Source organism: Conyzicola nivalis (assembly GCF_040548875.1).
Taxonomy (GTDB): domain Bacteria; phylum Actinomycetota; class Actinomycetes; order Actinomycetales; family Microbacteriaceae; genus Conyzicola; species Conyzicola nivalis_A.
Genome location: NZ_JBEPSJ010000004.1, coordinates 118,782 through 135,960, shown reverse-complemented (window position 1 = coordinate 135,960; position 17,179 = coordinate 118,782). Strand labels below are relative to the sequence as shown.

Genomic DNA, 17,179 nt, shown 5'->3' with positions numbered 1-17,179 from the left:
GCGCACATGTCGAGCACCGTAGTCAAGAAAGCGATCGTCACCGGGATCACCGGTCAGGACGGCAGCTACCTCGCCGAGCTACTCCTGTCGAAGGGCTACGAGGTCCACGGCTTCATCCGACGTTCGTCGTCGTTCAACACGAGTCGCATCGACCACATCTACCAGGACCCGCACGCCGAGAACCACCGGCTCTTCCTGCATTTCGCCGACCTCACCGACGCCTCCCGGCTGGTGACGCTCATGAACGAGATCGAGCCCGACGAGGTCTACAACCTCGCCGCCCAGTCGCATGTGCGCGTGAGCTTCGACGAACCCGAGTACACCGGCGACACCACCGGGCTCGGCACGGTGCGCCTCCTCGAAGCCATCCGCGCTGCCGGCGTCTCCCCGCGGTACTACCAGGCGTCCAGTTCCGAGATGTTCGGCGCGTCGCCGCCACCGCAGAACGAGGACACCCCCTTCTACCCGCGCTCGCCGTACGGCGTCGCGAAGGTCTACTCGTACTGGATCACCCGCAACTACCGGGAGGCCTACGGGCTGTTCGCGTGCAACGGAATCCTGTTCAACCACGAATCGCCGCGACGCGGCGGCACCTTCGTCACGCGCAAGATCACGCGTGCCGTCGCGCGCATCGCCGCGGGGCAGCAGACCGAGTTGTACATGGGAAACCTTGACTCGGTGCGCGACTGGGGCTACGCCCCTGAGTACGTCGAGGGCATGTGGCGGATGCTGCAACTCGACGAGCCGGGCGACTTCGTGCTGGCGACCAACACCTCGTACACGGTGCGCGACTTCCTGCAGCTGTCGTTCGAGCACGTCGGTCTCGATTGGGAGAAGTACGTGCGGTTCGACGAGCGCTACCTGCGGCCCACGGAGGTCGACTCGCTCGTCGGCGACGCGTCGAAGGCCGCGGACGTTCTCGGCTGGGTGCCGAAGGTGCTTACCCCCCGCCTCGCGCAGATCATGGTGGACGCCGACATCGCCGCCCTCGCGGCCGAGGGAACGCGGTACGTCGACACCGCGGAAACGTCCGCATAGCGTGCGCGTTCTCATCACCGGTGGCCGAGGCATGCTCGGAACGAGTCTCGCCGAGCAGTGGGCCATCAAGCGTCCCGACGACGAGCTGCACGCGATCGTGCGCGCCGACGTCGATCTGACCGACAAGGCAGCGACCGCCCGTTACATCGAGAAGCTCGCACCCGACACGATCGTGCACGCGGCCGCCGTCGTCGGCGGTATCGCGGCCAAACTCGCGAACCCCACGCGGTACCTGCTCGACAACCTCCTCGTCGACACCAGCGTGATCTCCGCTGCGATCGACGCCCGCGTGCCCGAGCTGCTCTACATCGGCAGCGCCGTCGTCTATCCCGAGCAATTCCGCCAGCCGCTGCTGGAAGGGGACATGCTCGCCGCGCCGCTCGAACCGGCGAACGAGGGCTACGCGATTGCGAAGATCGCCGGCACGAAGCTGTGCGAGTACGCGAGCGCCGAGTTCGGGCTGCGCTATCGTGTCGCGGTCCCGTCCAACCTGTACGGACCGCACGACCACTTCTCGCCCACCCACGGTCACCTCATCGCCGCCGCGCTGAAGAAGGTGCACGACGCCTCCGTCGCGGGGGCGCCCACTGTCTCTGTGTGGGGGGACGGACTCGCTCGCCGCGAGTTCACCTACGCGCCCGATCTCGCGGCGTGGATCGTCGACCAGGCCGGGCGTCTCGAAACCTGGCCCGCCCTGCTCAACCTCGGCCAGGGCACGGACCACTCCATCAACGAGTACTACGACGCCGCCCGCACCGCCGTCGGCTACTCCGGCGACTTCGAATACGACACCGACAAGCCGTCGGGAACGCCGCAGCGGCTGCTCGACTCGAGCCGCGCCCGCGCACTCGGCTGGGCTCCTTCTACTACTCTCGAACGCGGGATGGCGAACGTCTACGCCGCATACCTCGCCACTATCGAAAGGCACAACGCCTCATGACTACCCCCGAGCCAGTCGTCGGATTCCCCCTCGCAACCTCATCGTGGGACGAGCGAGAGTACGCCGCACTGCAGCGCGTGATCGAGAGCGGCCGGTTCACCATGGGGCCGCTCGTCGCACAGTTCGAACGGGACTTCGCGGAGCACTTCGGTGCGGGCTTCGGGGTGATGGTCAACTCGGGCAGCTCGGCGAACCTGATCGCCATTGCGGCGGCCGTGCTCGACCCGCGCAGCGACCTCAATGCGGGCGACGAGGTGCTCGTGCCCGCCGTCTCCTGGGCCACCACCTACTACCCGCTGAGCCAGTACGGGCTCACCCTCAAGTTCGTCGACGTCGACGTGAACACGCTCAACATGGATCTCGACCTGGCCGCCGCGGCGATCGGACCGAAGACCAAGGCGATCTTCGCTGTGAACCTGCTCGGCAACCCCAACGACTTCGCGAAGCTGACGGCTCTCGCCGACGAGCACGACCTGCTCCTCTTCGAGGACAACTGCGAGTCTCTCGGTGCCACGTTCGACGGCAAGGCCGCCGGCACGTTCGGCCAGATGGGCACGTTCAGCGCCTTCTTCTCCCACCACATCTCCACCATGGAGGGCGGTATGGTCCTCACCGACGACGAGCAGCTGCATCAGATGCTCACGTCCCTGCGGGCTCACGGCTGGACCCGCGAGCTGCCGATGGAGAACTTCGTCCACGACAAGTCGGGCGACCCCTTCGAGGACCTGTTCCGCTTCGTACTCCCCGGCTACAACGTGCGCCCGCTCGAGATGTCGGGCGCCCTCGGCATCGAGCAGCTCGCGAAGGTGCCGAGCCTCGTCGCCGGCCGCCGAGAGAACGCCGCCTACTTCGTCGAGAAGTTCGAGGACCTGTCGACGGTGCGCACCCAGGCCGAGGTGGGGGAGAGCAGTTGGTTCGGGTTCTCGCTTCTGCTCGAGGGCTCGCTGGCCGGACGCCGCCCCGAGGTCGTGGCGGCGCTCACCGCCAAGGCCATCGAGGCCCGTCCGATCGTCGCAGGCAACTTCACTCGCAACCCGGTAATGAAGTATCTTCCGTCGGTGGTGCCCGACACCCTGCCCGCCGCCGACAAGGTCCACGACGACGGCCTGTTCGTGGGCAACCACCACTTCCCCGTGCACGAGTCGATCGACCTTCTGTACGACACCATCGCCGCTCTCAGCTGATCGGAGCGGAGCCGCCGGTGTCCCTCGAAATCCTGCTGCCGTTCTACGGCCGCTTCGACCATTTCCGTCTGGCCGTGGAGAGCGTGCTCGCCCAGACAGACGCCGACTGGCGGATGACGGTCGTCGACGACGTCTATCCCGACCTCGCTCCCGGCGAATGGCTGCAGTCGCTCGGCGACAGCCGCATCCGCTATATCCGCAATGACGTCAATCTCGGAGTGGGAAAGAACTTCGCCAAGTGCGTGACCCTGATGACCGAGGAACACGCGGTGATCTTCGGCTGCGACGACGTCATGATGCCCGGATACGTCGGCCGGGTGCGACAACTGCTCGAAGCGAACGCGGACGCCTCGGTGATCCAGCCGGGAGTCGAGGTAATCGATTCCGACGGCGTCGTGGTGCTGCCTCTGGGCGACCGTGTGAAGCGCGTCTACCAGCACCGTGACACCAGGGATTCCGCCGTGCTGGTGGCGGAGGATATGGCGGCGAGTCTGCTGCGGGGCAACTGGACGTATTTCCCGTCTCTCGTCTGGCGCACCGAGCTGTTGCGCCGGTTCCGCTTCGACACCGATCGGGAGGTCGTGCCCGACCTCGTGATGCTGCTCGACATCGCCGCCGACGGCGGCAAGCTCGTCGTCGACGAGGAGATCGTCTTCCGCTACCGCCGCCATTCCGGAAGCGTGTCATCGTGGCGGGCGACGGACGGCTCCCGCTTCACCGAGGAGCGTGAGCTGTTCGAAAGCTCCGCCGCCCGCTTCTCCGCGCTCGGCTGGTCTCGGGCCACGCGCGCGGCCCGCCGCCACGTCTCATCGCGGCTCAACGCCCTGAGCCAGGTGCCGCTCGCTCTCGCGAACCGCAACGGCCGGGCGGTTGCCTCGCTCGTGCGGCACGCGCTCCGCTAAGAGGGCTCCCGCCGGATCAGCGTCGGCGCGACTTGGCCCGCGAGCCGTAGGCGAGGGCCTCGTCGAATGCGGCGACGGTCTCGCTCGCGGTACGGTCCCACGTGAACCCCTTGTGGTGCTCCCTGCCCCTTTCGGCCAGCTGCCGCAACCAATCCGCGTCGCTGGTCGCTCGAACCATGATGGCGGCGATCGCCTCGAGGTCGTTCGGGTCGAAGTAGCCCACGGCGTCTCCGCCCACCTCGTGGTAGACCGAGATATCCGACATGAGAACGGGCAAACCCACCAACATGGCCTCGAGAGCGGGCAGGTTGAAACCGTTCCAGTAGGCCGGCTCCATCAGCGCCGTCGCGTGCGCGTAGAGCCAGGCGAGTTCGTCGTCCGAAACCCACGTCTTCAGGTCGACCCACTCGGCGAGGCCGAGTTCGTCGACCACGGGGCGCAGCGGGTCGTCCCCGCGACTGCCCGTGACCACGAGCCGGGGTCGCTGCTCGACGGGGATCAGCGCGATCGCGCGCACGAGGCTCTCGAAGTTCTTGTGCGGGATGCGGTTGCCGACCGCTAGCAGCAGGTCGCGTTCACGCGTCGCGCCCTGGTCCACGGCGACTTTCGGGGGTGTGCCGGCGAGCTGCACGACCCGCACCCGGTCTTCGGGGAAATCGAGGTACTTCTGGATATCCACCGACGACGCCTCGCTGTCGGTGATGATCACCGTCGCGTTGTCGGCCGCTCGCTGTTCCATCCACTGCACGGGTTTCGTGTAGAGCGGCACAGCCATGTGGCCGGGCAGGTGGTAGTAGAGAAGGTCGTGGATCGTGTAGACCGACGGCACCTTCGATCGCCACGGCCCGAGGTTCGCGGGCGAATGGATCAGGTCCGCGCTCATGCGGCGGGCGGCCCGAGCGACCATGAACAGCTCGGCAAACGCCCAGACCCACCGGTTCTCGCCGCTGAACCCGGAGTCGACTACGCGGCCGGGAAACCAGGAATGGTCGAGTTTCATGAACTCGGAGCTCGCGTACCCCAGGTACTGGTGCCCGTCATCGCGCGTGCCGAGCTCTCGGTAGAGCTCCCGGGCGTACGTCTCCATCCCGCCCTTCTTGCCGGTGTAGGAGAGCAGGTTTACGAGGATGCGTGCCATCGAGTGGTGACTTCCTAAGATCGATTGTCAGGCGGCAGACGAGCGCGGCTCGAGTACTAGGTCTGGCCGGGTGTAACTATACTTCACGGGTTATGACAACTCCGGAATCTGAATGAGCGGCGCGACGCGCAGGATCAACCCGGCTCTCCTCATTCTCGGCGCGAGCGTCGTCGCCGGAGGCGCCGGCTATATCGTGCAGATTCTGGTGGCCAAGGTGCTCGGACCCGCCGAGTACGCGCCGTTCGCATTCTTCTGGTCGGCGCTCTATATCGTCGTCGGGGCGCTCGGGGGAGTTCAGCAGGAGGTGACCCGGGCCGCGAGCGCAGCCGATGCGCACGGTCCCGTTCGCGCCAAGGGTCGAGTCACCGTCTTCACGCTCGGCATCGCGGCGGTCGTCTTCGTCGTTCTCGCCACCACCAGTCCGCTCTGGGGCCCTCTGGTCTTCGGGGCTGAATCGGGCCACCTCGGCTGGCCGCTCATCGTCGGTGCCGTGTCCTACGTGCTCGTCGCGGGCCTCAGCGGGGCGCTCTACGGCGTGCGCTGGTGGTACCCCCTCGTCGCGCTGATAGCGGTGGACGGAGTGCTCCGCCTCGTCGGGGTGCTCATCGCACTCGCGTTGTCGCCGACGCTCGTCTCTCTCGCCTGGGCGGTCGCCGCTCCCTTCCCGCTCGCCGTGATGATCGTGCTCCCGATCGTCGCGAGGCGGGTGAAGCCGACTCTCGATGCCGGATACCCGCAACTCGGGCGCAATGTCGCGCGGACGATCATCGCGGCCGCAGCCACGGCGGGCCTCATCAGTGGCTTCCCGGCACTGCTCGCCGCGACGTCGCCGTCGGTGCCCGTCTCCGTGCTGGGATCGCTCACTTTCGCGCTGACGCTCACCCGTGCGCCCATCGTGATCCCGCTGCTCGCGCTGCAGAGCTATCTCATCGTCCACTTCGGTTCGGCGGAGGCGGCGCTGACGCGACGGGTCTTGCGTCTCGAGGCGATCGCCGTCGTCGGCGCCGTCGTCCTGGCCGGGCTGGCCGCCGCACTGGGGCCGTTCGTCCTGTCGCTCGTCCGCGAGGACTTCGTGGTCAGCCCGGGCATGTTCTTCGTCATCGTCGCCTCGTCTGGCCTCATCGCCGCGATGAGCATCAGCGGACCGGCGGCCCTCGCACGCTCGGCCCACACCGCGTACACGCTAGGCTGGGTCGTCGCGTCGGTCGTGACGCTGGGCATGCTGCTGCTCCCGCTCGAGTTCGACCTGAGGGTCTCGCTCGCCCTGCTCATAGGCCCGGCCATCGGCTGCGTCGTGCACCTTCTGGGCCTGCGCGGGCCCCGTTCCGTCGCAGCGGGATGATCCCGCGCCGGGCAGTCGGCGCGTTCGGTAAGCTGTTGGGGCTGTGTCTGGCCGAAATGGGCCACGGCTGAATAAGGAGTTCTGTGACTCGCGCACTCATCACCGGAATCACCGGCCAGGACGGCCTCTATCTGGGCGAGTTGTTGCTCGCCAAGGGATATGAGGTCTTCGGGCTCATCCGCGGGCAGAACAACCCCAAGCGCGCGCTGGTCGAGGCGACCCTGCCGGGCGTGAAGCTGCTGACCGGCGACATCACCGATCTGTCGAGCCTGATCCGGGTGCTCGCGGTGTCGCAGCCCGACGAGGTGTACAACCTCGGCGCGATCTCGTTCGTCGCCTACTCATGGGAGAACGCGCACCTGACGTCGGATGTCACGGGCAAGGGTGTGCTGAACGTGCTGGAGGCCGTGCGCCTCTATGCCGGCGACGACCTAGACAAGGTCCGCTTCTACCAGGCGTCGAGCTCGGAGATGTTCGGCAAGGTGCAGCAGGTACCGCAGACGGAGGACACTCTGCTCTGGCCCCGTTCGCCCTACGGGGTGGCGAAGGTCTTCGGCCACTACATGACCATCAACTACCGCGAGTCGTACGGCATGCACGCCTCCAGCGGCATCCTGTTCAACCACGAATCCCCGCGCCGCGGGCCGGAGTTCGTGACCCGCAAGGTCTCGCAGGCCGTCGCGCGAATCTCGCTGGGCCTACAAGACGAGATCGTGATGGGGAACATCGACGCCAAGCGCGACTGGGGTTTCGCCGGCGACTATGTCGAGGCCATGTGGCGGATGCTGCAGCAGGACGAGGCCGACGACTACGTGATCGCGACCAACGAGACCCATTCGATCCGCGAGCTGCTCGACCTGTCGTTCCGGGCGGTCGGAATCGACGACTGGAGCGGCTACGTGCGTCAGGACCCGGCGTTCATGCGACCGGCGGAGGTCGACCTGCTCATCGGCGATGCGTCGAAGGCACGCGAGAAGCTGGGCTGGACCCCCACGGTCGGATTCCCCGAGCTCGTGTCGATGATGGTCGCGAGCGACCTCGCCGAACAGAAGACCGCCGCGGGAATCTGATCGCCGTGGCGACCGCATTCGTAACGGGAATCACCGGGCAGGACGGCTACTACCTGGCCAGAGACCTCGTTGACGAGGGCGTCGAAGTGCACGCCCTCGTGCGGGACAAGCCCGCCGCCGCGGCCGAGCTCGGCGACGTTCCCGGTATCGTGCTGCACGAGGGGGACCTCGACGACCACGGCTACCTGCGCAGCCTCATCCTCGACGTGGCTCCCGTCGAGATCTACAACCTCGGCGGCATTTCGTCGGTTGCACTCTCATGGCAGGACCCGGTGAAGACCGCCGCCGTCACCGGCACGTCGGTCGCGGCGCTCCTCCAATCGGCGCTCGAACTCCAGGAGTCCGCCGGGCGCCAGGTCCGATTCGTGCAGGCGTCGAGCGTCGAGATCTTCGGGCAAGCCGAGACGAGCCCGCAGACCGAGGAGACGCCGATCCGGCCGACCACCCCGTACGGCGCCGCCAAGGCATTCGCCCACCACCTGGTGAGCATCTACCGCGGACGCGGCCTTTTCGCGTCGGCGGGCATCCTGTACAACCACGAGTCGCCGCGGCGTCCCGAGAAGTTCGTCTCGCGCAAGATCTCGATGGGGGTCGCCCGCATCGCCGCCGGTCTGCAGGACACGATCGTGATGGGCACCCTCGACGTCTACCGCGACTGGGGCTGGGCACCCGACTATGTGCGGGCCCTGCAGCTGGCCGTGCGCAACGAGAGCCCGGGCGACTATGTCATCGCCTCCGGCGAGCCCCGGCTCGTCGCAGACTTCGTCCAGACCGCGTTCGCCCTGGTCGGCATTGACGATTGGAAGAACTACGTCGAGATCGACCAGCGCTTTGTGCGTCCCACCGAGATCCGCTCGATGAACGGCGACGCCACGAAGGCGCGCGAAGTGCTCGGATGGCAGCCGACGACCGGCTTCGACGAGATCGTCAGGCGCATGGTCGCCCACGACGTCGAATTGCTTTCGTAGACGCCTCGCTCGGTGCTAGACAAGGGCATGAGCAAAAGCCTGTCCAAGCTTTTCTGGAACGCCGCCGCCGGAGACAACGCCGCGTGGTACATCGCGACAAAATTCGACAGCGACAACGCCGAGTTCTTCGCCTCCGGGGCACGCGAAGTCGACGAGTTCCTGCGCGTGGGAGGGGTCGGGCTCGACGGGTCGGCGCGTCTCCTCGAGATCGGCTGCGGGGTCGGGCGGATGACCGGACGACTCGCCGGGCTTTGCGGGTCGGTGATCGCGGCCGACGTCAGCAGCGAGATGCTCGCCCGCGCTGCCGTGAATCTCGGCGGCCTCCCCACGGTCTCGTTCCTCGAACTGTCCGGCGACGGAGATCTGCCGCTCCCCGACGCCTCGGTCGACGCCGTGTTCTCCTACATCACGATGCAGCACGTGCCGACGGCCGCGGCCCAGGAACGGTACTTCGCCGAGGCCGTGCGCGTAGTGCGGCCGGGCGGCTGGGTCTACATGCAGTTCCGGAGGCCCGGGTTGCGGGCTCGCGCACTCAACTGGGCGGGCCACGTGGCCCACTTCCTGCGGGGGCGGAAGACGCTCAGCCGCGCCTGGCGCGGGGCGCAGGTCGCCCCGAGCGCGCTGGTTCGAGCCGCCGGAGACCGCGCGACCGTCGAGCTCATTCCCCGAGGCAGGCACCTCTGGGCGCTCGCCCGCGTCGACTGTGCCGAGTCGCGCTGACGGTGCCGAGTCGCGCTGAACGGGCCTAGTCGCGCTGCAGGTCGGGCAGCGGGGGCACGGTGAACGCGCGGCGCCAGCTGAGCTCGCGCGCGGCCTTGACGCAGCAGACCACGAAGGTGAGCCAGCCGTATTCCACGAGCATCGAGCTCTCGAACAGCGCGCTGGTGAGCAGCACGACCAGCACGAGCGCCGGCCAGGCGAACACGACGCTGCGGCGCTGCCCGGCGAGCAGCCAGGAGCGCACGAACGTCAGCCCGACCATGCCGACGAAGATCACAGCACCCACGAGGCCGAGCTGGAACCACACGTCGAGGTACGCGTTGAGGCCCGAAACCGGCACGCGCTCGGCGACGGCGAAGGCCTGGAACGGAGAGATCTCCGAGCGCCAGTGGCCCACCCAGCCCCAGCCCTCGAGCGGGTTGAAGCCGATGAGCACGAGCATCTGGCGCCACAGCGTCAGGCGGTAGTCGAGCTCGCCGCCCGCGTTCGAGAGGGAGATGATGCGTGCGCGGAACGCCCAGGCGATGAGCGCGGCTATCGCGACGAGTGCGAGCAGCGACAGCTGGGCGAAGGTGCGCCACGCGGGCTTTACCCGGCGCAGCGCGTAGAGCGCGGCGATCGCGCCGGCGAGGACCACGATGACGCCCCCGATCAGCGGCGAACCGGTGAAGATCATCGTGACGGTGGCGAGCAAGAGCGAGCCGATCGCGAGCTCGGGGCGGATCGACCGCGTGCGCAGCTCGGTGCCGAAGGTCACGGCCGCGATGAGGGCGACCGTGCCCAGCTGGTTGCGCGTGCCGAGGAGACCCTGGATCGGGCCGCCGTCGGCGAGGTGGCCCTGGATGCCGAGGAACGCGATGGGCGCGTCGATGAGCAGCCCCGAGAAGATCTCCAGCGAGATCGAGACGACGAGCACGAACCGCAGCACATCGCCGAACGCCCGTACGATCTGGATCGTGTCGCGCACGAGCGCGATGTAGAGGCCGATCGCCGAGAACGCCATCAGGTAGGCGATGCCGCCGAGCGTGGCCCACTGGTACTGGCTCCAGAAGACCGACAGCGTCGCCCAGCCGATGAAGACCATGAGCGAGATCGGCAGCAGCCCCTGCCAGTCGATCAGGTCGCGCCGTGCGAAGAGCGACAGCCCGGCGAGCACGACGATCCCGGCGACGACGCCGATGAGGCCCGCCCAGCCGATCGTGGAGTGGATCGCCGTCGCGAGGATCGAGACCGCGATGGAGACCGTGACGAGCGCGTGGGCGAATCGCGGAGCGCCGAGGAACGCCTCGGCCGCCGCGCGCCGGTCGTGCGGGGGACGCTCGCGGGTCATGACACGCTCGTCGGCGGGCGCTCGCCCGACTTCGTCTTCACGGCCGCGATGACGAGCAGGAGCAGTCCGTACTCGATGATGAGCCGGCTCTCGGCGAGGCTCTGCACCAGCAGCGCGGTGAGGATCAGCACCGGCAGCAGCGACTCGACGGTGTAGCTGCCCATGGTGCCGGGCTTCGTGATGCGCCGGTCGGTGGCGAACAGCCATGCACGCACCGCGGTCGAGGCGACCAGCGCCCCGAAGACGGCGAGGCCCACGATGCCCAGCTGCAGCCAGATATCGAGCCACGCGTTGTGCGCCTGGAACTGCTGCACCCCGCCCTCGAAGGCGAGTGTGTTGAGCGGCTCGGCCCACGGGGTCCAGTAGCTCACCCAGCCCCAGCCGAACACGGGGCGCTGCTGGGCGAGCTCGATGACGCTCGTCCAGATGTCGGTTCGTCCGGTGAGGTCGGGGCTCTTGCCGAGCAGCGCGAGCAGCGGCCCGCTGAGGGTCACCGCGGCCACGACCAGCGCGGCGACGACGACGCCGAACACGACGTAGAGGCCGACTCGGGCGCGGCCGCTCGAGCGACGGATGGCGAGGATCGCGAGCGTCACGACGACGACGGCGACGAGCGCGAGCGTGATGGTCGCCGACCGGGTGAGGAACACGGTGAGAGCCGCGAGCGCCAGCCACACGGCGGTGCGCCACCGGACCGAGCGCCTGGTCGCGCCGGCGAGCTGGATGCCGAAGACGATGAGGGCGAGCAGGCCGAGGAACCCGAGGAGCGCCGAGTTGCCCACGACGCCCTGGATCTTGCCGTCGTCGAACAGAACGTTGCGCGACCAGTACAGCGCCTTCGCGTGCGGACCGTCGCCGTAGTCGAACCACGGCGGCAGGACCGGGCGGCGCAGCACGAGGGCCACGAACAGCTCGAATGCGAACGAGAGCCCGATGACGAAGCGCAGCGCCACGCCCAGGGCACGCAGGATCTCGGACCAGTCGAAGGTGACCGCGAAGGCGACCGCCGAGAGCACCGTAAGCAGGGTGGCCGCGATGCCGACCGCGCTCGAGCTCGGATAGGCCGACCACAGGATCGACACGGTGGACAGCGCGACGAAGGCGAGCAGCGGGTAGGGCAGCCCCCCGATGCTCCAGCGGGCGCGGCTGCGCACGAGCAGCAGCACCGAGAACACGCTGACACCGACGACGATCGCAGCGAACCCGAACCAGGTGAGAGAGTAGCGCCACACGTCGCCCGCGAGAATCGTGAACAGCGCGAGCGTCAGGAGCGCGAAACGGAATCGCGGACGCTCGACGAATCTCATGGGCTAACCCTACCGACGCCCGCTGTGTGCCCGGGCCCGGGCGGGGCGGCGGCTAGACGAACGCGGCCTTGCCGGTGATCGCTCGGCCGACGATGAGCGTGTTCATCTCCCGCGTTCCCTCGTACGAGTAGATCGCCTCGGCGTCGGCGAAGTAGCGGATGACGTCGTAGTCGAGCACGATGCCGTTGCCGCCGAAGATCTCGCGGCACCACGCCACCGTCTCGCGCATGCGGCTCGTCGTGAACGCCTTCGCGAGCGAGGCGTGCTCGTCGCGCTGGGTGCCCTCGTCGAGCATCTGCGACACGCGCGTGACCATGCCGATCGACGCGGTGATGTTGCCGAGGCTGCGTGCGAGCAGGTCCTGCACGAGCTGGTGCTCGCCGATCTCCTTGCCGAACTGGATGCGCTCGCCGGCGTACTTCACCGCCGCCTCGTAGGCGCCGACCGAGTTGCCGACGGCGGCCCAGGCCACCTCGGCGCGGGTCAGGCGCAGCACGGCCGCGGTCTCGCGGAACGACTTGGAGTTCTGCAGACGGTTCGCCTCGGGCACGACGAGGTCGGTGAGCACGATGTCGGCGTTCTGCACGATGCGCAACGCCTGCTTGTTCTCGATGCGCGTCGCCGAGTAGCCGGGAGTGGAGGTAGGAACGATGAAGCCCTTGACCTGGCCGTCATCCGCGTCCTTAGCCCAGATGATGGTGACGTCGCTGATCGAGCCGTTGCCGATCCAGCGCTTGGCGCCGTTGATCACCCAGTTGTCGCCGTCGCGCTTCGCGATCGTGCGCAGACCCTGCGCCGAGTCCGAACCGGAGAGCGGCTCGGTGAGGCCGAACGCTCCGAGCAGCTCGCCGCTCGCGAATTTTGGCAGCCACTCGTCGCGCTGCTCCTGGCTGCCGGCGACGGCGATCGACCCCATGACGAGGCCGTTCTGCATGCCGACGAGGGTGGCGAGACTCGCATCGACGCGGGCGAGCTCGAGGGCGACCCAGCCGCGGAATACCGCGCTGTTCTCGAACTGGCGCGTCTCCTTCCACGGCTGGCCGAAGAGGCCGAGGTCGGCGAGACCCTTCACGACCTCGCGGGGGAAGAATTCGGCGTTTGCCCAGTGCTCGTTGACGATCGGGCGCACCTCTGCCTCGATGTAGGCACGGAGGCGCACGATGAGCTCCTTCTCCTGGTCGGAGAGGCCGTTCTCGTAGCCGTAGAAATCGCTGCTGAGTGACTCGAATGACATTTAATTGCTCCATTGCTTGTCGGAATCCTCACAAATCCTATGGCGGCCGATCTGGCCCCTCCTAGGCGGTTGGTACTTTGGTCTAACCGAGCGACAAGGACGGCCCCCATGTTTGTAGGCATCACCAATTCACCCCGCGACTACGCGTGGGGCTCGCCGACCGCGATCGCCGACCTCCTCGGCACGACCCCGAGCGGCGGCCCCGAGGCGGAGCTCTGGCTCGGCACGCACCCCGGCTCGCCGAGCCGACTCGTCGACCGCGACGGCACGCTCGTCGACGTGGTGCACGAGCGGCTGCCGTACCTGCTCAAGGTGCTCGCGGCGGCGTCGCCGCTGTCGCTGCAGGCGCACCCGACCATGGACCAGGCGGCCGCCGGCTTCGCCCGCGAGAACGCGCTCGGCATCCCCCTCGACGCGGCGGAACGCAACTACAAGGACGCGTTCCACAAGCCCGAGCTGATCTACGCGCTGAGCGACGGGTTCCGTGCGCTGTGCGGCTTCCGCCCCGCGCACGCGATCGCCTCCACCGTCGAGCGGATGATCGCCGCCGCCCCCGGCGACTCCGCTCTCAACGGCTTCTCCGACCGGCTGGGCACCGACGACGACATCCGGGCGGCCTTCGGATGGCTCGTGGCCGGGGGCGACGACGTGCAGGAGCTCATCGCCGCAACCGTGGACGCGGCATCCGGTCTCGACGGAGACAACTTCCGTCTCGTCGGAGAGCTCGCCGCGGCGTACCCCGGCGACCCCGGCATCGTCGTCTCGCTCATGCTCAACCTCGTGACGCTGCGTCGCGGCGAGGTGCTGTATCTGCCCGCCGGCAACATCCACGCCTACGTCGAGGGGCTCGGGATCGAGCTCATGGCGGCGTCGGACAACGTGCTGCGCGGCGGCCTCACCCCCAAGCACGTCGACGTGCCGGAGCTGTTGAGCGTGCTCGACTTCACTCCCGTCGACGTGCCGTACCTCGACCCGGTCGAGCCGGCGCCCGGCGTCGCGGTTTACAGCCCGGGGCTCCCGGACTTCGCGCTCGCCGTGGTGACGGCCGACGCGGCCTACGACATCGGTGGCGACGGCATCGCGCTGTGCACCGCGGGCTCGTTCACGATCGCCGGAGCGCACGGATCGGCGGCCGTGTCCCGCGGCGAGTCCGTCTTCGTGACCGCGGACGAGGGCACCCTCGCCATCAGCGGTGACGGAGAGCTCTTCATCGCCGGGCCCGGCGCGCGCGGCTAGGTTTCACGGTCGCGGACCTCGCCGGCCGCGCGTCAGGCCGGCTGCCGCACGCAGAACGCGCGCCGGTACGCGGTCGGGGTGGTCTGCAGCACCTTGAGGAAGTGGTGCCGCATCACCGAGGCGGTGCCGAACCCCGTCTCCTGCGCGACGGTCTCCAGCGAGGCATCCGTCTCCTCCAGCAGCTGCTGGGCACGGATGATCCGCTGCCGGTTGAGCCAGGCCGAGGGCGTCGTCCCCATGTCGGCGCGGAACCGGCGGGCGAACGTGCGGCTCGACATGAGCGCCTTGCGGGCCAGCTGGTCGACCGTGAGCTCCTGCGCGATGTTTTCGAGCATCCAATCGGTGACGGTCGCGAACGAGTCGGCGAAAACCGGGGCCACGGGCGACTGGATGTACTGCGACTGGCCGCCGTCGCGCTGGGGCGGAACGACCATCCGACGGGCGATGACGTTCGTCGCCGAGGCGCCCAGCTCGACGCGCACGATATGCAGCGCCGCGTCGATGCCGGCGGCCGTGCCCGCGCTCGTCACGATGTTGCCGTCCTCGACGAACAGAACGTCGGGGTCGACCTCGGTGGCCGGGTACTCCGCGGCGAGTCGGTCGGCGTGCATCCAGTGCGTGGTCGCGCGGCGCCCGTCGAGCACGCCGGCCTGCGCCAGCGCGAATGCGCCGCTGCAGACGCTCAGCACCCACGCGCCGCGAGCCGCGGCCGCGCGGATCACCTCGAGGTACCGCTCGTCGACCGGACCGATCGCGTGCGCGGGAACGGCGATCAGGTCGGCGGATGCTGCGGCGGACAGGTCGGCGTCGATGATCATGTCGTAGCCGAGGCTCGTGCGCACCGGGCCCGGCTCCGCGGTCGCGATCGTGAAGTCGAAGGTCGGGCCGCCCATGTCGCTGCGGTCGATGCCGAACACCTCGCAGATCACCCCGAACTCGAACGGGGTGACGCCGGGCAGGGCGAGCAGGACGACGTTCTTGAGCACGATGACCTCCATGGCAGAAACAACTCGATGGTTGTCGATTCTGCCACTTTCGGCAGAAACTCGCCAGTCATAGATTTGCTGCCATGTGGATCATGTTGACAATACTCGCCGCCCTCGTCGTGGCCGGAGTCGCAGCATCCGTCGTCGTCGTATTGCGCGACGGCTACCGAGCCGCCCCGACCCTTGTCACCGACGCCGCTTACGACAACGAAGGAGACCGCAACCGGTACGAGCCCAAACAGCGTGTCGCCACCCGCTAGCGCCACGAACTCCTTCGTTTCCGTAAAACGGGGCGGGGGAGGGGTGCCGCGGGGCGCGATAGCGTTGGAGCATGACATGGCTGGTTACAGGTGGAGCAGGATATATCGGGTCTCACGTCGTGAAGGCGCTGGCTCACGCCGGGCTCTCACCGGTGGTGGTCGACGACCTCTCGAGCGGTTTCCGCGACTTCGTGCCGGCCGAGGTGCCCTTCGTCTACGGGTCGATCCTCGACGGCGAGATGCTCGTCAAGACGATCGCCGACCATGACGTCACGGGCGTCATCCACGTCGCGGGCTACAAGTACGCCGGGGTGAGCGTGCAGCGCCCGCTGCACACCTACGAGCAGAACGTCACCGGCACGGCGGTGCTGCTCGCGGCCATGGCCGAGAAGAACGTCGACCGCATCGTCTTCTCGTCGAGCGCCGCCGTCTACGGCACGCCGCCCACCGAGCTCGTGACCGAGGACACCCCCAAGAACCCGCAGTCGCCCTACGGCGAGTCAAAGCTCATCGGGGAGTGGCTGCTGCGCGACCAGGGCGTCGCCGCGGGGCTCCGCCACACGAGCCTGCGCTACTTCAACGTGGTCGGATCGGGAGACCCCGCGCTCTACGACACGAGCCCGCACAACCTCTTCCCCCTGGTCTTCGCCGCCCTGAAGGCGGGCAAGACGCCGCGCATCAACGGCAACGACTACCCGACGCCCGACGGCACGAACGTGCGCGACTACGTGCACGTCGCCGACCTCGCCACGTCGCACGTGGCGGCCGCGCAGCGCCTCGACGCGGGTGAGCCCCTCGAGGCTGCCTACAACCTCGGCAGCGGCGACGGCAGCTCGGTGGGGGAGATCATGGCGGCGGTCGCCGAGGTCACCGGCATCCCGTTCTCCCCGGAGATCGCGCCCCGCCGTGAGGGCGACCCGGCCCGCATCGTCGCGGCCGGCGAACTCGCGGCGCGGGATCTGGACTGGCGGATGCGCCACACGCTGCACGAGATGGTGTCGAGCGCGTGGGCGGCAACTCTCCGCGCGTCGTAACCCTCGTTTTGGGGTCGAGGGTTTTATGATCACCGACTTGACTCTCGCGAACTACACGGGTGTAATTATCTCTAACGCATGTGGTCAATCGGGCCGAGCGGCAAGGGGTAGAGCAATGGCGAACAGCGAATATCGCGCCAATGTTCCAGACGACTGGTTCGTCGACCCGGTGCGCCTGGGGGTTCCCGGGGTGCGCAAGGCCGACACCGACGAGAATCCTCTCGCCTGGCAGACCGATTCGCTGTGCGCCCAGACCGACCCGGAGGCATTCTTCCCCGAGAAGGGCGGATCCACCCGCGAGGCGAAGAAGATCTGCGGCTCCTGCGAGGTTCGCAACAGCTGCCTCGAGTACGCCCTCGAGAACGACGAACGCTTCGGCATCTGGGGCGGCCTCTCCGAGCGCGAGCGTCGCAAGCTGCGCAAGCGGGCGTAACCCGCATACCGAAGCGGTTGGCCCTTGTTCTGGGCATGCCTCGTTTCTGTGAGTGCT

General features: G+C 68.1%; 17 protein-coding genes. 12 read left to right on the top strand and 5 right to left on the bottom strand.

The window, feature by feature from the left end:
- Positions 1-6: 6 nt before the first annotated feature.
- From gmd to ABIE21_RS15130, 4 genes are read left to right on the top strand one after another with little or no spacing between them, the layout of a single operon-like run.
- Positions 7-1,038: a GDP-mannose 4,6-dehydratase gene (gene gmd, locus ABIE21_RS15145; protein ID WP_354025679.1), complete on the top strand. Its 1,032-nt coding sequence runs from the start codon at positions 7-9 to the stop codon at positions 1,036-1,038.
- Between the two features lies 1 nt (position 1,039).
- Positions 1,040-1,978 (top strand): NAD-dependent epimerase/dehydratase family protein, encoded by a 939-nt coding sequence (locus tag ABIE21_RS15140; RefSeq protein WP_354025678.1) that lies wholly within the window; start codon positions 1,040-1,042, stop codon positions 1,976-1,978.
- On the top strand, positions 1,975-3,162 hold the full coding sequence (locus ABIE21_RS15135; protein ID WP_354025677.1) for a DegT/DnrJ/EryC1/StrS family aminotransferase: 1,188 nt from the start codon (positions 1,975-1,977) through the stop codon (positions 3,160-3,162). Before ABIE21_RS15140 ends, ABIE21_RS15135 begins: the two co-directional genes overlap by 4 nt.
- Before the next feature lie 17 nt (positions 3,163-3,179).
- Positions 3,180-4,064, top strand: a complete 885-nt coding sequence (locus tag ABIE21_RS15130) for a glycosyltransferase family 2 protein (protein ID WP_354025676.1) — start codon at positions 3,180-3,182, stop codon at positions 4,062-4,064.
- A gap of 16 nt (positions 4,065-4,080) precedes the next feature.
- Here ABIE21_RS15130 and ABIE21_RS15125 read toward each other — a convergent pair whose 3' ends face one another.
- The gene (locus ABIE21_RS15125; protein ID WP_354025675.1) at positions 4,081-5,202 is read right to left on the bottom strand and encodes a glycosyltransferase family 4 protein; all 1,122 of its coding nucleotides are present in this window, start codon (positions 5,200-5,202) and stop codon (positions 4,081-4,083) included.
- A 112-nt stretch (positions 5,203-5,314) separates the two neighbouring features.
- On the opposite strand from ABIE21_RS15125, the gene ABIE21_RS15120 reads away from it, so the two are divergent.
- The 4 genes from ABIE21_RS15120 (at position 5,315) to ABIE21_RS15105 (ending at position 9,302) form a co-directional block, all read left to right on the top strand.
- Positions 5,315-6,544 carry a hypothetical protein gene (locus ABIE21_RS15120; protein ID WP_354025674.1) on the top strand — a complete coding sequence of 410 codons (1,230 nt, stop codon included), beginning with the start codon at positions 5,315-5,317 and terminating at the stop codon, positions 6,542-6,544.
- An 83-nt stretch (positions 6,545-6,627) separates the two neighbouring features.
- Positions 6,628-7,614, top strand: a complete 987-nt coding sequence (locus ABIE21_RS15115) for a GDP-mannose 4,6-dehydratase (RefSeq protein WP_354025673.1) — start codon at positions 6,628-6,630, stop codon at positions 7,612-7,614.
- A 5-nt stretch (positions 7,615-7,619) separates the two neighbouring features.
- On the top strand, positions 7,620-8,582 hold the full coding sequence (locus ABIE21_RS15110) for a GDP-mannose 4,6-dehydratase (RefSeq protein WP_354025672.1): 963 nt from the start codon (positions 7,620-7,622) through the stop codon (positions 8,580-8,582).
- A gap of 27 nt (positions 8,583-8,609) precedes the next feature.
- The gene (locus tag ABIE21_RS15105) at positions 8,610-9,302 is read left to right on the top strand and encodes a class I SAM-dependent methyltransferase (protein WP_354025671.1); all 693 of its coding nucleotides are present in this window, start codon (positions 8,610-8,612) and stop codon (positions 9,300-9,302) included.
- A 25-nt stretch (positions 9,303-9,327) separates the two neighbouring features.
- Here ABIE21_RS15105 and ABIE21_RS15100 read toward each other — a convergent pair whose 3' ends face one another.
- The 3 genes from ABIE21_RS15100 to ABIE21_RS15090 are packed head-to-tail and all read right to left on the bottom strand — an operon-like array spanning position 9,328 to position 13,173.
- Positions 9,328-10,632: an O-antigen ligase family protein gene (locus ABIE21_RS15100; protein WP_354025670.1), complete on the bottom strand. Its 1,305-nt coding sequence runs from the start codon at positions 10,630-10,632 to the stop codon at positions 9,328-9,330.
- Complete coding sequence (locus tag ABIE21_RS15095) at positions 10,629-11,939, bottom strand: O-antigen ligase family protein (RefSeq protein ID WP_354025669.1); 1,311 nt, start codon at positions 11,937-11,939, stop codon at positions 10,629-10,631. The genes ABIE21_RS15100 and ABIE21_RS15095 overlap by 4 nt, the downstream gene beginning before the upstream one ends.
- Before the next feature lie 52 nt (positions 11,940-11,991).
- Positions 11,992-13,173: an acyl-CoA dehydrogenase family protein gene (locus tag ABIE21_RS15090; protein ID WP_354025668.1), complete on the bottom strand. Its 1,182-nt coding sequence runs from the start codon at positions 13,171-13,173 to the stop codon at positions 11,992-11,994.
- A gap of 108 nt (positions 13,174-13,281) precedes the next feature.
- Between ABIE21_RS15090 and manA the strand changes: the two genes are divergently transcribed.
- The gene (manA, locus tag ABIE21_RS15085) at positions 13,282-14,409 is read left to right on the top strand and encodes a mannose-6-phosphate isomerase, class I (RefSeq protein WP_354025667.1); all 1,128 of its coding nucleotides are present in this window, start codon (positions 13,282-13,284) and stop codon (positions 14,407-14,409) included.
- Positions 14,410-14,441: 32 nt separating this feature from the next.
- On the opposite strand, the gene ABIE21_RS15080 is transcribed toward manA, so the two are convergent.
- Positions 14,442-15,407, bottom strand: a complete 966-nt coding sequence (locus ABIE21_RS15080) for a GlxA family transcriptional regulator (protein WP_354025666.1) — start codon at positions 15,405-15,407, stop codon at positions 14,442-14,444.
- A gap of 71 nt (positions 15,408-15,478) precedes the next feature.
- Between ABIE21_RS15080 and ABIE21_RS15075 the strand changes: the two genes are divergently transcribed.
- The 3 genes from ABIE21_RS15075 to ABIE21_RS15065 all read left to right on the top strand — a co-directional run bounded on the left by ABIE21_RS15075 (position 15,479) and on the right by ABIE21_RS15065 (position 17,122).
- Positions 15,479-15,655 (top strand): hypothetical protein, encoded by a 177-nt coding sequence (locus ABIE21_RS15075; protein WP_354025665.1) that lies wholly within the window; start codon positions 15,479-15,481, stop codon positions 15,653-15,655.
- Positions 15,656-15,726: 71 nt separating this feature from the next.
- The gene (gene galE, locus ABIE21_RS15070; protein WP_354025664.1) at positions 15,727-16,689 is read left to right on the top strand and encodes a UDP-glucose 4-epimerase GalE; all 963 of its coding nucleotides are present in this window, start codon (positions 15,727-15,729) and stop codon (positions 16,687-16,689) included.
- A gap of 115 nt (positions 16,690-16,804) precedes the next feature.
- On the top strand, positions 16,805-17,122 hold the full coding sequence (locus tag ABIE21_RS15065) for a WhiB family transcriptional regulator (protein ID WP_354025663.1): 318 nt from the start codon (positions 16,805-16,807) through the stop codon (positions 17,120-17,122).
- Positions 17,123-17,179: the final 57 nt, after the last annotated feature.

Coding starts and splice junctions, on each gene's coding strand:
- gmd (WP_354025679.1), top strand. CDS start 7: ATGTCGAGCACCGTAGTCAAGAAAGCGATCGTCACCGGGATCACCGGT.
- ABIE21_RS15135 (WP_354025677.1), top strand. CDS start 1,975: ATGACTACCCCCGAGCCAGTCGTCGGATTCCCCCTCGCAACCTCATCG.
- ABIE21_RS15125 (WP_354025675.1), bottom strand. CDS start 5,202: ATGGCACGCATCCTCGTAAACCTGCTCTCCTACACCGGCAAGAAGGGC.
- ABIE21_RS15120 (WP_354025674.1), top strand. CDS start 5,315: ATGAGCGGCGCGACGCGCAGGATCAACCCGGCTCTCCTCATTCTCGGC.
- ABIE21_RS15105 (WP_354025671.1), top strand. CDS start 8,610: ATGAGCAAAAGCCTGTCCAAGCTTTTCTGGAACGCCGCCGCCGGAGAC.
- ABIE21_RS15100 (WP_354025670.1), bottom strand. CDS start 10,632: ATGACCCGCGAGCGTCCCCCGCACGACCGGCGCGCGGCGGCCGAGGCG.
- ABIE21_RS15095 (WP_354025669.1), bottom strand. CDS start 11,939: ATGAGATTCGTCGAGCGTCCGCGATTCCGTTTCGCGCTCCTGACGCTC.
- ABIE21_RS15090 (WP_354025668.1), bottom strand. CDS start 13,173: ATGTCATTCGAGTCACTCAGCAGCGATTTCTACGGCTACGAGAACGGC.
- manA (WP_354025667.1), top strand. CDS start 13,282: ATGTTTGTAGGCATCACCAATTCACCCCGCGACTACGCGTGGGGCTCG.
- ABIE21_RS15080 (WP_354025666.1), bottom strand. CDS start 15,407: ATGGAGGTCATCGTGCTCAAGAACGTCGTCCTGCTCGCCCTGCCCGGC.
- ABIE21_RS15075 (WP_354025665.1), top strand. CDS start 15,479: ATGTGGATCATGTTGACAATACTCGCCGCCCTCGTCGTGGCCGGAGTC.
- galE (WP_354025664.1), top strand. CDS start 15,727: ATGACATGGCTGGTTACAGGTGGAGCAGGATATATCGGGTCTCACGTC.
- ABIE21_RS15065 (WP_354025663.1), top strand. CDS start 16,805: ATGGCGAACAGCGAATATCGCGCCAATGTTCCAGACGACTGGTTCGTC.